The sequence below is a fragment of the Rhodococcus antarcticus genome, from assembly GCF_026153295.1.
In the GTDB taxonomy this organism is placed as follows: domain Bacteria; phylum Actinomycetota; class Actinomycetes; order Mycobacteriales; family Mycobacteriaceae; genus Rhodococcus_D; species Rhodococcus_D antarcticus.
In genome coordinates this window covers 247,968-260,785 of the sequence record NZ_CP110615.1, presented here as the reverse complement: position 1 = coordinate 260,785, position 12,818 = coordinate 247,968, and the positions used below count along the sequence as shown (strand labels likewise).

Here is a 12,818-nt window from a genome sequence, read left to right as displayed (position 1 = left end):
CTCATCGCCCTGGCACGGTGGCCGGCGGTCGCGACGGCGACCGAGGTCGCAGACGGGTCTGGCTACCGGCAGGGCTCTCTACCGGGACGTGCGCGGCGGTCGTGGCCGGGTGCGTGGCGCCGGGCGCCGAGACGCGCCCACTGTGCCGGCGTGGGATCTGCGCACGTCGTTCGTGGCCGCTCCAACGTCGGATCCCCGTTGCGGAGCCTCGCGCGGCCGGTCCTGGGTGCGGGCGGAGCCGACCGGTGGGACCCCGGCGGGGCGGGTGGCGCGCCGGTAGGTCAGGGTGACGGCGAGGGTGAGTGCGGTCAGCCAGCCCAGGCCGATCAGCAGTGGCACCGGCTGGTCGAACCCCCGGGTCAGTGCGCCGGCGAGCAGGACGCGGAAGCCCCCGTACCCGGGGAGCAACGTCGACAGGGTGGTGGGCTCGGGGTTGAGCAGCGGGCTCTGCACGATGCCGATGTCCAGGAAGGGCAGCAGGAAGGCGACGAACACCCCACCGACCCGCCCGAAGATCGGGGCGAGCAGGGCGCCCACCAGGCCGTAGGTGAGGGCGATGAGGAGGTTGGCCGCGGCGTAGACCGGCCAACCGGCGGCGTCGAAGACCACCGCCGTGGCCGCGAGCGAGACAGCGGTGGCGCCGAGGGCGAAGAAGGCCAGAACACCCAGTCGCGCGCTGAGCAGCGCGGTGGGGCGCAGGCCCCCGAGGGCGGCGCGGCGGTCACCGTCGTGGCTGTCGAGCACGGTGAACAGGCCTACGAGCGCGGCCAGCGATGCGATCGCGATGGGCGCCATGGTGGCGCCGTGCACCTCGGGCATGGCGAAGGTGTGGAAGGTGCTGCGGCCCTGCTCGGCGAGGATGAACGTGACGGGCACGTCGGGGGTGACGGCGTAGGCGGCGAGGATGAACACCACCGGCACCACGACCAGCAGCACCCCCAGGGCGGGGTTGCGGCCGGCGTCGCGCCACGCGGCCCGCGTCGCGGCGGCGGTCTGGTCGAGGAACGAGCCAGGACGGGCGCGCCTGCTGCGGTGGACGGTGCGGGTGCGGGCCGCGGCCAGCGCCCAGGCGGCGCCCACCGCCACCACGGTCGCGGTCACCGCCCAGCCGAGGTCTCCCAGGGGACCGCCGTGCCCGGAGGGCTCCCCGACCATCCACAAGGTGAGGTAGTGCCCGGGTAGCCCACGGGTGGCGATCCGATCGGGTGCACTCATCACTGGGCCGAAGAACACGTCGGCGATCCACACGAACAGCACGACCACGGTGCCGTTGACGGGGTTGGGGACCACGGATCCGACCACGGCGCCGAGCGCGACGTAGACGACGGCGAACATCACGGTGCCCCCGACCGCCCGTACCGGGTCACCGATGCCGGTGCGGAGGGCGAGGGCGAGAAGAGCCGTGGCGGCGGCGAGCAGAGCCAGGCAGCCGCCGGTGATCAGCCGGGCCAGGACCAGCCGAGCAGCGGGCAGGCCGGCGATCACGACCCTGCGGTCGGTGTCGCGGGTGGCGGCGGTCTGGAAGTACATGGCGATGCCGGCCAGGAACGCGGCGGCCCAGCCGGCGGTCGCGGTCTGCACGGCAGGTCCGCCGGTACCGCCGAGCAGCTTCGCGGAATCGGCGAGGCGGCCGCCGGCCACGACGACGAACACGGTCGGCACGACGACGAGCAGGAGCAGGTTGACCGGGTTGCGGACGTAGTCGCCCAGGAACCGGCGGGTGAACACCAGTGTGGTCACCGGGTCACGATCTTCCCGTCGCGAACATCCACGATCCGGTCGAAGCGGTCCTCGTCGACGACGAAGTGGCTGATGATCAACACGGTGCGACCAGCCTCGCGCCGTCGAGCGACCAGGCCCCAGAACTTCTGGTAGGTGTCCCAGTCGAATCCGGCGTACGGCTCGTCGAGCAGCAAGAGGTCAGGATCTGCCAGCAGGGCCAGACCGAGGTTCAGCTTCGACAGGGTGCCACCGGAGAGCTGGTCAGCTCGGACGTGGGCGTAGCGGGCGAACCCCAGCTCGTCGTAGATCGCCCGCCGCGACCGTGCCGTGGCGTCGCGGCTCATGGCATAGGCATGACCGAACAGGTCGAAGTGCTCCTCGCACGTCAGCCGGTCGTACACGAGCGGGGTCTGCGGGCAGTAGCCGAGCCGGCCGGTGTGGGTGACCGTGCCCTGGTCCGCGCCCAGCGCACCCACCAAGATCTTCATCAGGGTGGACTTGCCGGAACCGTTCTCCCCGGTCAACCCCACCACCTCCCCGCCGTACAAGCTGAGGTCGGCACCACCGAGCACCTCCCGGGTGCGCCGGAACGGCCAGACGCCGCGCTGGTAGGACTTGGTCACCCCCGAAGCCTGAAACACCGGGACACGCACCTCGGCGCCCAGCGCCGTCGCTGCCGCGGGGCTCGACGAGACGGTCACCATGCTGCCTCCGATCCTCCGACCCCGACCGTGCGGGTTCGCGACCGAGAGCACCCACGCTCCCCGCTACGGCCGCATCCACACAGGGTCGAAGGTCACACCAGCAGGACCCGAAGACCTTAGAAGCGGACCGCGGAACCGGGCCGTCGGGTTCTCCGCGGCAGGCCCGCACCCACAGTCCGTGACGACCCGGGCGCAGCACGTCGCGCTCGGCACTTCGTGGCCGCGCTCCAACGGGCCTGTCCTGGAGGGGACCTTTGACACTGGATCAGGGGCAGCGGTGGAGAACAGGGTGTCGTCATGCAGCAGGCACGTTCAGCCACAGCACGGTTCGGGGTCGTGTTCCCGTGGCCGGTGTTCTTCAGCCCGTCCCGGTGTCGTGGGTGGTGGGTGGTGTCGCGCCGGTGGGGGACGGTGGTGGTGGGGCTGTTGCTGGTCGGTGTGGTGTCGACTGGTCCGGCGTGGGCGCACGGGGGTGGGGATGGTGCCCCGGAGGGGTACGTCCTGGTGCAGCAGGCGTTGGGGCACCTGGCGCAGGACCCGGGCCCGAAGGGGGTCGCCGCGGCCGAGGCCAAGATCGGGGAGGCCCTCGGTGGCCCTGACCAGGACGGGGTGGACGTTGCCCTGGTGGGGCAGGCGCAGGCTGAGCTGACCGCCGGTGAGGTCGTGGTGGCCCAGCAGACCCTGCAGCTCTCGATCGCCGAGGCGGTGGGGCAGCTGGAGCCGGCGTCGGGGGAGGAGACGGGGACCACCGTGGTGGGTGAGCCGCTGCCGGGGCGGGGTTCGTTGACCGGTACCGACTGGACCTTCGGTGCGGTGTCGCTGGTGCTGCTCGCGGTGGGGGTTGGTCTCGCGCTGTGGTTCCGCCCGGCGGAGAACCTGGCTGAGCTCCGGCGGGGGCTGGCCGGTACCCCGGACACCGGGTCGGACCCGGCCACGGACCCGTCCCCCACCTCCCGCACCTCCCGCACCTCCCCCTCTCCGGAAGGACCCCGGTCGTGACCCGTGTCGAGGAACGACCTGCCTCACCGCGGGTGAGCAGGACCCGCCGTGCCCTCGACGTGGTCGATGAGCGCCTCGGTATCAGGGCGTTGGAGTACCCGGTGCCCGAGCACGCCAACAAGCTGGCCTGGAGCCTGGGTGGGGTGACCGCGGCGGCACTGGTCATCTTGATCGCCACGGGAATCGTCCTGGTGCAGTTCTACAACCCGGTCCCCGAGGCCGCGAACCAGTCGGTGCGCTACCTGGTGACGCAGGTGTGGGGTGGTCGCTTCGTGCGGGGGGTCCACTTCTGGGCTGCGCAGGCCATGTACGTGACCGCGGCGCTGCACATGCTGCGGGTGTTCCTCACCGGGTCCTACAAGCGGCCCCGCGAAGCCAACTGGCTCGTGGGTGTGGCCATGTTCGGGCTGGTGACCCTGGCGATCTTCACCGGCACCGTGCTCAAGTGGGACCAGGAGTCGTTCGAGGCGCTCGGGCACAACCTGGAGGTCGGCAAGCTGCTCGGCGGGGTCGGGTTCTGGTTCTCCCCGACCTTCGCCGGCAACGTGCCCATCCTGATCCGGCTCTACGCCGCCCACGTCGTGTTCATCCCCGGGCTGATCCTCGTCCTGGTCGCGCTGCACATGTTGCTGGTCAAGAAGCACAAGATCTCCCCGCACCCGGCCCTGCCCAGCGAGGGCCGCGGGGATCAAGCCCCCGCCGCCGAGCCCACCGAACCGTTCACCCACCACCTGCGCCGCATCAGCTCCTTCGGCCTGGCCCTGTTCGGCCTCATCGGGATCCTGGCCGTGGTGTTCCCACCCGGTCTCGGAGCCCGCCCGGTGCAGGGCATCGAGGTCACCACACCCCCCCTCAACTTCTGGTGGCTCTACAGCCTGGAGAACTTCTTCGGGCTGCCCGCCATCATCTACGGCGAGCTCATCTTCTTCGGCCTGCTGGTCGTCATCCCCTTCGTCGACCGCAGCGGCGAGCGCTACTGGCGGCGGCGCCCGGTCGCCATGACACTGCTGACCGTGTTCCTGGTCGTGATCATCACCCTGACCATCCTGCTGAAGTTCCTCGCCACCAAGGACCACCTCGGGATGGGCGGATGAGCACCATGAACCACACCCGAGCAAGGGCCCGCCGGACCTTCTGGGTCCTGCTCACCACCACCATCCTCGCGACCGGGTCGCTGACCAGCGCCCTGGCCAGGCCACCGGGGACATGGACCGGACTGACCGTCGCCGCATCAGGGATCGTCCTGGCCCTCGCAGCCACCCTCACCTGCCGCGTGATGCTCGCCCTCGGACGACCACACCAACACGAGTCGGTGTCGCAGGTCGCAACGGTGCCTCGTGAACCCGTCCCGGTCTGGGTGGGCGAGGTGGGCCAGGTCGACCGCGGCCGCAGGCAGTCGCCACACCGCCGCTGAATCACGACGACGCTCTGTCCAGTCCAGTCCAGTCCAGCACTCACGAGCTCGAGGAGACGATCCGGAACCTGTCAACCTCTTTGGGGCAGTTGATCTTGTCTATTTGTGAGTGATGGGCTCTGTTGCGGTGGGTGGGTTGATCCATGCTGGTTCGGGTAGTCGTGGTGGTTGGGGTGGGTGGCGGAAGCGGTGGGGGTGTTGGGTGTGGGCGGCGGTCAGGACGAGGGCGCGTTGGGCCCGGACGGTCTCGGCGTGGCCGTCGTGGACGACGGCGGGGGTGAGCAGGCCGAGTCCGGCGTGGCGGTGGTGGTGGTTGTAGGCGTGGAAGAACTCGGCGCAGAAGGTTCGGGCGTCCTGGAGGGTGGCGAAGGTGCCGGGGAAGCTGGGGCAGTACTTGAGGGTTTTGAACTGCGACTCGCTGTAGGGATTGTCGTTGCTGACCCGGGGTCGGCTGTGGCTCTTGATCACCCCGAGGTCGGCCAGCAGCAGGGCGACGGGTTTGGAGGCCATGCTGGCGCCGCGGTCGGCGTGGATCGTCAGCTGACCGGCCGCGACGTGCTCGGCGGCGATCGTGGTGGCGAGTAGCTGCTCGGCCAGGGCCGCGGACTCTCGGGTGGCGACCATCCAGCCGACGGTCTTGCGGGAGTAGATGTCGATGATCACGTAGAGGTAGAAGTAGGTCCACTTCGCGGGGCCGTGCAGCTTGGTGATGTCCCAGGACCAGACCTCGTTGGGCTTGGTCGCGATCAGCTCGGGTTTGACCGTGGCCGGGTGGGTGGCCTGGGACCGTCGTTCGCGCACGTCGCCGTGCACCCCGCGCAGCAGCCGGTAGAACGTCGACTCGCTGGCCAGGTAGACGCCCTCGTCGAGCAGCGTCGCCCACACCTGCGCGGGGGCGGCGTCGACGAACCGGTCGCTGTGCAGCACCGCGAGCACCTGGGCGCGTTCGGCGGCGCTCAGCGCCCCCGGCTGCGCCCGGTCGCGGTGTGGGACCCGGGGCGGGCGTGGTGGTGGCGGGGACTGGCGGTGGCGGCGGTAGTGCGTGGCCCGGGGACCGCCCGATCGCGGCGCACGCCGCGACCGTGCCCACCACCGGTGCCAGCTCGAGGACCGCCTCGTCGCTCACCTGCTCGACCGCGGCGGTGAGCTCGGCCCGGAGCTTCGCTGCGTGGGTGCCGCGGAGGCCTCGTGCGCTCTCTTGGACAGATCGTCCAAGAGAGCCGAGACTTTTCCCTGCACCTCGATCACCCGCCGGGCGGTGTCCAGCTCGGCCTCGAGGGCGGCGTTGCGTTCCCGCAGCCGGGTGTTCTCCCGCTCGACCGGATCAGCCGGCGGGCGTCCCCGGGTCGCCGCCAGAGCGGCCAGCGCACCGGCATCACGAGCCCGACGCCACTCCACCAGGTGCGAGGAGTACAGGCCCTCCCGGCGCAGCACCTCACCCCGGCGGCCGGGCTCGGCCGCCTCGTACTCCGCCAGCACCCTCAGCTTGTAGGCGGCGGTGAAGGACCTGCGCCGGGCCCGCTCCGGCACCTCACCGCTGGGGTGGTCATCGCTCACGACACCAGCATGGGTGCCCGACCGCGCAATCGTCGTCAGAACAGTCATCGCAGGGGACTCATCTCCCCACCCTCGTTCAGTGATTACGCACCGGTTGGTGCATCACCCCATGCTGACAGAGAGGGATCTTCGATGACAGGCAACGGCGACAACGCCTCTCTTCACACCCTGGGCGACCGCGGGAAGACGGTCGACGTACCGGAGAACGATGTCCGCGACCGCACGGTGAAGGACAAGGACGGGAAGGGCATCGGCACGGTGGCCGATCTCCTCGTGGACGACCGGGAGGGGAAGGTTCGGTTCCTCCAGGTCGAGCACGGAGGGTTCCTCGGCTTCGGCGAGACGACGACCCTGATTCCGGTCGACGCCGTCACCAAGATCACCACATCCGACGTCTTCGTCGACCAGTCGCGAGACCGGGTCGCGGGGGCGCCGGGCTACGACCCGGATCTCGTCGACGACAGGCCCTACCACTCCAGCATCTACGGGTACTACGGGTACCCCCCGTACTGGGGGGCGGGGTACATCTACCCGCAAGGTCTGTGGGGGATGCAACCGGGGAGGCCCCCGACACCGTGATGGCCTTCCGCCTCCCGTGGTGCAGGCCGGCGACCTGCCCACCCTCGTGGGAACCCGGCGGACGCCGGAACGCCGTCCTCGCCTGGTTCCGCACCGTCGATGACACTCCCTGACGACCCATCACCTCAGCCGCCCTGACGTGCGCCGGGGTCTGGGCCGCGGAACACCCATCGGCGAAGCACCACGTAGCGGCCGACGCCGATGAGCCCGGTGGTGGCGTTGACCACGAGCACCTCCTCCCACCAGGTCGAACCGGGGACGAGCAGCTCCACGGCGGCAAGGACTGCGGTCGTGACGACCAGTCCCAGGGCCGCGACCCCCGCGCTCTGCCACTGCGCGGCGGCCCAGCCGACCCGCGGACCGGTACGGAACGTCAGCCTGCGGTGCAGCTCGGTCCCGAGGACCGTGGCGACGACGGAGGCAGCCACGTTCGCCAGCAGTGGCCCCGACCCGAGCAGCACGACGAAGAGCGCCGAGTAGACGATCGTGCAGACGACGCCGACGGTTGCGTAGCGCGCCAGCTCCCGGCCACCGCCTCCGGCCCACCACGCGGCGATCGCGGGCGCTGCGCCCCCGCGGGACCAGGACGAGGCGACCACCGACGACATCGGATCCGGCACAGGGTGTTTGAGGTCTTCCTGCCGGTCGGTCACGTCCTCCGCCCCCACCGGCACCTGCGCGACGCGGGTGCACGACCACTCGTACCGCTCGCCGATCTCCCCCGGCCCCCGGGGCGGTGGTCGTCCTGGGAAGGGTGCGTCGCGCGGTCACCCCGGCCGTACGAGCCAGCCGTGCCCTCGACCTCGGTGGGTGCGGTGGTGGCGCGGGCTGCGCGTGAGCCGACGGCGGCTGCGGTGAGGAGCAGGAGGCCGCCGAGGAGGTAGACGGCTCGGATGCCGAGGGTGTCGGCGAGGAGTCCGCCGCCGAGGAGGCTGAGCAGGCGGCCGGTCTGCCAGAGCATGTCGAACCCGGCGAAGGCCCGGCCGCGGAGGTTCTCCGGGACGCGGGACTGGATGAGGCTGGCGAAGGTGACGGTGCCGGTGGAGGTGGACAGCCCGTACAACACCAGTGCCGTGGCGGCCAGGGGGAGGTTGGTGGCGACGGCCAGGATCAGGTCGACGGCTCCGCGGAGGGCGTAGGGCCCGAACACGAACAGGGGTCGGCGGGGGTTGGTGATGCGCCGCAGCAGCAGCAGGGGTCCGATGGCGGCGCCGACCCCGATCGCGGCGACGAGCACCCCGAAGCCGCTGGCACCGCCGAGGCGGTCCTGGGCGAGGACGACGAGCAGGGCGCTGGTGGCGCCGGCGGACAGCGCCGCCAGGAGCTGCCCGACCGCCAGTGCCTTCAGCAGCGGTAGCGCGGCCAGGGCGGCGAGGCCCTCGCGGGCGTGGGCGAAGGGGCTCACCACCTGCACCGGGGTGGTGCGTTCGGGTTCGTGCAGTCCCCGCAGGACCAGGGCGGAGACCGCGAAGCTGGCGGCGTTGAGGGCGAAGGCAACCCCGAACCCGACCTGGACGGCGAGCAGGGCCGCGACGGGGGCGACGAGGACCTGGGCGGTGACCGCGGCGGTCCAGATGCCGCTGTTGGCGACGACGAGCTCACCGTCCTCGACGACCGAGGGCAGCAGGGACTGCGCGGCGGGGGAGAAGAACACCTGCCCGCACGACAGCCCGAACGCCACCGCGTAGGCGACCGGGGCGCTGTCGTGCCACACCACCAGGACCCCGGCGAGCAGCACCCGGGCCAGGTCAGCACCGACCATGACCTGCACCCGGGGCAGGCGGTCGACCAGGCTGCCCGCCAGGGGTGCCAGCGCCAGCACCGGGACGATCTCGGCGAGCACCGCCCCCGACACACCCAGCCCCGAGCCGGTCACCGAGATCAGCAGCAACGCCAGCGTCGTGAACTGGGCGACGTCACCGACCTGCGACACCGTCCGGGCCACCCACAACCGCCGGTAGGCAGGACGCCGCAGCAGCCCGCGGAGATCGGGCTGGGCCGAGGTCACCATCCCATCGTCGCAGGTGGTGGAGGTCGACGATCCCTCACGGGACGAGCCTGCGGGCGTGATGCCTGGCCAGCCCCACGGCCCACGCCGTCGGATGACGGACGGCGGATGACGGACGAGCCGAGAAACGTGCCCACGATCACCCCACGGTCAGTAGGGGGTGAGCAGGCCGCGGACGGCGAGGCCGACTCCGACGAGCAGGACGAGCACCGCCGTGCCGATGGGCAGCACCGCCGTGAGGGACTGCACCCGCCGCCCTAGACGGGCGACCAACCGTTCGCTGCTCGCGGCGGAGTCGAGACGGTGCCGCACGCGCACGAGCAGCAGGCCCACCGCGGTGAGGGTGGCGGCCATGCCCACCCCGTAGGCCACGACGAGGACCAGCCCGAACACGGTGCGGCCCAGTCCGAGCGAGGCCACCAGGACGATGGTGGCGGACGGGCTGGGCACGAGGCCGCCGGCAACGCCCATGCCGATGAGACCCCGCCGCGAGTACCCCACGTCCGCTGCCTGGCCGTGCCCGTGCCCGTGCCCATGGCCGTGACCGTGGCCGGTGGTCTGCTGGGGGCCGGCCCCGACGAGCGTGAGCTCGTCCAGGACGGCTTCGGCCCGCTCCCGTCGGCTGACGATCGCCGACCGCAGCAGGCCCACCCCGATGACGGCCACGAGGACACCGCTGACGATCCCCAGCCAGCGCAGCGCCTGCTCCCCCGCGAACGCCGCGCCGGCGGTGAACGCGACGCCGATGACGATGACCCCGAGGGTGTGGGTGAGGGTGACGGTGGCACCGACGGTGAGTGCGTCGCGGCGCGAGCCGCGCTTGCCGGCGAGGTAGGCGGCCATCACGGTCTTGCCGTGTCCGGGCAGCACGGCGTGACCGGCCCCGAGCAGCAGTGAGAGCCCGACGGCCAAGACCCCGACGTAGGGGGTCAGCTGCCCACCCACCAGGTCTTGGAGGTAGCGATCGGCGCGGGCGACGGTGCTGGTGAACGGATCGCCACCGCCACCGACGGCCGCGGCCGTGCCGAAGGTGCTGCCGGTGCCGGGCGCCACCGAGACCTGGATGGAGTCGACCGCGAGGGGGGAGGCCAGCAGGTTGCCGGGGTAGGCGCGCAGCTCGTTGCTGGTGGTCGTCGCGGGCACCGGGGAGTCGACCGTCCGCACCCCCTCTCCGGCGACGACGATCTCCTTCCACCCCACCCGGTCCGCCTGAAAGCTGTTGGCGTAGGTCAGGACCCCCGGCGCGGCGAGGTCGGCCGGGGCCGTCAGCTCACACGTCACCCGCAGCGTGGGCAGGTTGGCTGCTCCTGGGACGGTCTCGGCGGCCGCGCTGGTGACCGAGAACGTCATCGCCTGGGCCGAGCCGCCGTCCGGGGTCACCGTCGCCTGCACGGCCGCAGCGACCTTGGGGCACTCGCCGGTGGCGTACGCGGCGAGCTCGTCCGGTGAGGTCGTCCCGTCAGTGTTGGTGTCGATCTCGGGCTGGAGCTGTGCAGTGGGGATCTCCGCGCGGTCCACCACGGAGCGCACGTCGACCCGGTCCGGGTGCAGGGTCAACCCGGCGTAGTGGTTGACGGTGAAGTTGCCGAGCGGGTGGGCCTGGGCGGCGGGGGTGGCCAGCAACAGGGCGCCGAAGGCTACGACGAGGACGGCCGCACTCCGGGCCGCCAGCCTCACACCGGGCCGCCGAGCGCAGCCAGGGCCTGCTCGGCCAGAGGGGCGAACAGCGGTGAGAAGTACTGGTTGGTGGCCATGGCACTGGTGAGGGTGACCCGCGCCTGCGGTGTCATGCCGAGGGACTGCTCGATGATCCCTCGGTGGTAGAGGAACGATGCGTTGCGGGTGCCCAGCGCCGTGGCCTGCTGGGCGTAGGGCAGCGCCTCGGAGTCCCGACCGGCCGCGTGCAGGGCCCACCCGAGGGCGTCGGCCGCGTCGATGTTCTGCCGTGCCGCCCACTCGGTCTCCGCCTGGCCCACGGCCGAGTCGGCCAGACCACGGTTGGCGTCGAGCAGCGCTCCGGTGAGCGAGTCGCGGACACCGTTGCTCGCGAACAGCTGCTGGGAGGTCTTGTACAGGGCGTACTGGGCATCCGCCTCGCTCGTGCGGCCGAGGGAGTCCAACAGCTGCCCGTACTCCACGAGGTACTCCGGCAACGGGCGCAGGTCCACCACGCGCCGATAGCCCGCGACGGCGGCGTCGACCTCGCCGCGGGCGACCTGCACCCGGGCCTGCCCGAGCAGCAGGTTCGGCTCGCCGGGGGTCAGGGCCAGGCCCGCGGTGTACTGCTTCTCGGCGCCGTCGAGATCACCGAGGGTGAACGCGAGCTGGCCGAGGTAGGTGTAGCAGAAGGCGACGTCGAGAGGGTCGGAGGAGCTCGCCAGAGCCTTGAGCAGCACGGTCTGCGCCTCGTCGGTGCGGCCGTGCAGCTCCAGGTCGTAGGAGGCGCGGGTGAACGAGGAGACCCCCGGCTTGAGGTCGAGCATCCGCTGCGCGGCCGCGGTGGCCCCGTCGTAGTCGCCCAGCTGGATGAGGGCGTCAGCCAGCACCCCGTACGAGGTGGAGCCGTAGCCGTTGATCGCCTGGGCCTGCCGGGCCAGGTCTGCGGCCTTGCCGAACTCGTGCCGCGCGTTGGCCAGGGCACCCATGCCGGTCAGGGCACCATCGTTGCCCACGGGGTGCAGCTCCATGGACTTCGCCAGCGCACCCTCGGACTTCGGGTAGTACGACGGATCGGCGGTGGCCCGGGCCTGTTGCACATAAGCCGACCCCAACACTGCCCAGGTCTTCCAGTCACCGGGCTTGGTCTGCAGCACCTGCTGTGCCTTGGTGATGGTCGAGGTCAGCTGGTCCACCGGGGCGGCCGCGGCCGCGGCGGCGGCGGCACCTGGCCTCGGGCCCACGGGAGCGCTGTCGGCTCCGGTGATGATGGTGGTGGTGGTGACGGCGGCGAGGACGACCCCGGCCACCACCGCCGAGACTGCGACGGGTCTGCGCACGCTGGTCAGCTCGCCGGGGTGCCGCTGGAGGCCGGGTCGAGCCGTGCGGACACCACGAGGTTGTCGTCGTAGGAGCGCAGGGACTTGTCGAACGCGCCGGTGCAGGTGATGAGGACCAGCTCGGACTCCGCGCGGTTCGCGTACACCGTGTCGGCGGGGAACGTGCTCTTGGGGTACTGCGCCGTGGCGTAGATCGTGTACACCGCGACGTTCCCGTCGGCCTGGGTCACCCGCACCTGGTCGCCCGCCTTGAGGTTGCGCAGGTCGTAGAACACCGCCGGACCCTGGTAGGAGTCGACGTGGCCCGCGATGATCGTCGGCGGGTAGTTCGTGTCCCCGGGTACCGCACCGTCGGCGTACCAACCGATCTGCTGGTAGTCCTTGGGGACCTCCAGCGTCCCGTCCGGGTTGAGGTGCAGGTCGACCAGACCACCGCTCACGCCGATGGCCGGGATCTCGACCTTGACCGGGGGCGAGGGCACCACCGGAGCGCTCTTGAGCGGTGCCGCCGAGGGGAGCGGGGCGGCCGAGGTGGCCACGGGCGCCGCTGCGGCCTGCGCGGGGGCCGGGCCCCCTGCTGTGCCTAGGAGGTAGCCACCGCCCAGGGCCAGCACCACCAGCAGCACGATCGCGACGTGGGACTTCCTCACCCTCGAGGGCGGGCCGGACGGCGTGGCGGGCTCGGGCTCGGCGGGGAAGCCACCGGGGAACTCGTCGGACTGGGACACGGTGCGGAGCTCCTCGATGCGGGTGGTGTCAGCGACATCAAGGCACGGACATGGCGCTGCGGGGGATTGGTCGATCCACTGTAACTACTATACGAGGTAGTGGCGCCGGCC

11 protein-coding genes and 1 pseudogene are annotated in these 12,818 nt (G+C 71.5%); 4 read left to right on the top strand and 8 right to left on the bottom strand.

The genetic code is table 11. The annotated features are described in order from the left end of the window. Window positions 1-78 precede the first annotated feature (78 nt). Both RHODO2019_RS01260 and RHODO2019_RS01255 read right to left on the bottom strand, forming a co-directional pair. Window positions 79-1,740, bottom strand: a complete 1,662-nt coding sequence (locus RHODO2019_RS01260) for an ABC transporter permease (protein ID WP_265383275.1) — start codon at window positions 1,738-1,740, stop codon at window positions 79-81. Next, entirely contained in the window at window positions 1,737-2,294 is a 558-nt protein-coding gene (locus RHODO2019_RS01255) for an ATP-binding cassette domain-containing protein (protein ID WP_435532245.1), read from the bottom strand. The genes RHODO2019_RS01260 and RHODO2019_RS01255 overlap by 4 nt, the downstream gene beginning before the upstream one ends. Window positions 2,295-2,867: 573 nt before the next feature. Between RHODO2019_RS01255 and RHODO2019_RS01250 the strand changes: the two genes are divergently transcribed. The 3 genes from RHODO2019_RS01250 to RHODO2019_RS01240 are packed head-to-tail and all read left to right on the top strand — an operon-like array spanning window position 2,868 to window position 4,839. Continuing rightward, a complete protein-coding gene (locus RHODO2019_RS01250; protein WP_265383273.1) occupies window positions 2,868-3,425 on the top strand; it encodes a hypothetical protein in 558 nt (185 codons plus the stop codon). Between the two features lie 32 nt (window positions 3,426-3,457). Beyond that, on the top strand, window positions 3,458-4,519 hold the full coding sequence (locus RHODO2019_RS01245) for a cytochrome b (RefSeq protein ID WP_265383272.1): 1,062 nt from the start codon (window positions 3,458-3,460) through the stop codon (window positions 4,517-4,519). Further along, window positions 4,516-4,839 (top strand): hypothetical protein, encoded by a 324-nt coding sequence (locus tag RHODO2019_RS01240; protein ID WP_265383271.1) that lies wholly within the window; start codon window positions 4,516-4,518, stop codon window positions 4,837-4,839. The genes RHODO2019_RS01245 and RHODO2019_RS01240 overlap by 4 nt, the downstream gene beginning before the upstream one ends. Window positions 4,840-4,938: 99 nt before the next feature. On the opposite strand, the pseudogene RHODO2019_RS01235 reads toward RHODO2019_RS01240, so the two are convergent. After that, window positions 4,939-6,426 (bottom strand): annotated as a pseudogene (locus RHODO2019_RS01235) (IS3 family transposase). A 102-nt stretch (window positions 6,427-6,528) separates the two neighbouring features. Here RHODO2019_RS01235 and RHODO2019_RS01230 point away from each other — a divergent pair. After that, complete coding sequence (locus RHODO2019_RS01230; RefSeq protein ID WP_265383270.1) at window positions 6,529-6,975, top strand: PRC-barrel domain-containing protein; 447 nt, start codon at window positions 6,529-6,531, stop codon at window positions 6,973-6,975. 125 nt (window positions 6,976-7,100) lie between these two features. On the opposite strand, the gene RHODO2019_RS01225 is transcribed toward RHODO2019_RS01230, so the two are convergent. The 5 genes from RHODO2019_RS01225 to RHODO2019_RS01205 form a co-directional block, all read right to left on the bottom strand. Next, the gene (locus RHODO2019_RS01225) at window positions 7,101-7,574 is read right to left on the bottom strand and encodes a GtrA family protein (RefSeq protein WP_265383269.1); all 474 of its coding nucleotides are present in this window, start codon (window positions 7,572-7,574) and stop codon (window positions 7,101-7,103) included. 50 nt (window positions 7,575-7,624) lie between these two features. Beyond that, on the bottom strand, window positions 7,625-8,983 hold the full coding sequence (locus tag RHODO2019_RS01220; protein ID WP_265383268.1) for an MFS transporter: 1,359 nt from the start codon (window positions 8,981-8,983) through the stop codon (window positions 7,625-7,627). Between the two features lie 150 nt (window positions 8,984-9,133). Then, entirely contained in the window at window positions 9,134-10,660 is a 1,527-nt protein-coding gene (locus RHODO2019_RS01215; RefSeq protein WP_265383267.1) for a nickel/cobalt transporter, read from the bottom strand. Beyond that, window positions 10,657-11,979 (bottom strand): tetratricopeptide repeat protein, encoded by a 1,323-nt coding sequence (locus tag RHODO2019_RS01210; RefSeq protein WP_265383266.1) that lies wholly within the window; start codon window positions 11,977-11,979, stop codon window positions 10,657-10,659. Before RHODO2019_RS01210 ends, RHODO2019_RS01215 begins: the two co-directional genes overlap by 4 nt. 5 nt (window positions 11,980-11,984) lie before the next feature. After that, window positions 11,985-12,707 (bottom strand): class F sortase, encoded by a 723-nt coding sequence (locus RHODO2019_RS01205; protein WP_265383265.1) that lies wholly within the window; start codon window positions 12,705-12,707, stop codon window positions 11,985-11,987. Window positions 12,708-12,818: the final 111 nt, after the last annotated feature.

Coding starts and splice junctions, on each gene's coding strand:
- RHODO2019_RS01240 (WP_265383271.1), top strand. CDS start 4,516: ATGAGCACCATGAACCACACCCGAGCAAGGGCCCGCCGGACCTTCTGG.
- RHODO2019_RS01230 (WP_265383270.1), top strand. CDS start 6,529: ATGACAGGCAACGGCGACAACGCCTCTCTTCACACCCTGGGCGACCGC.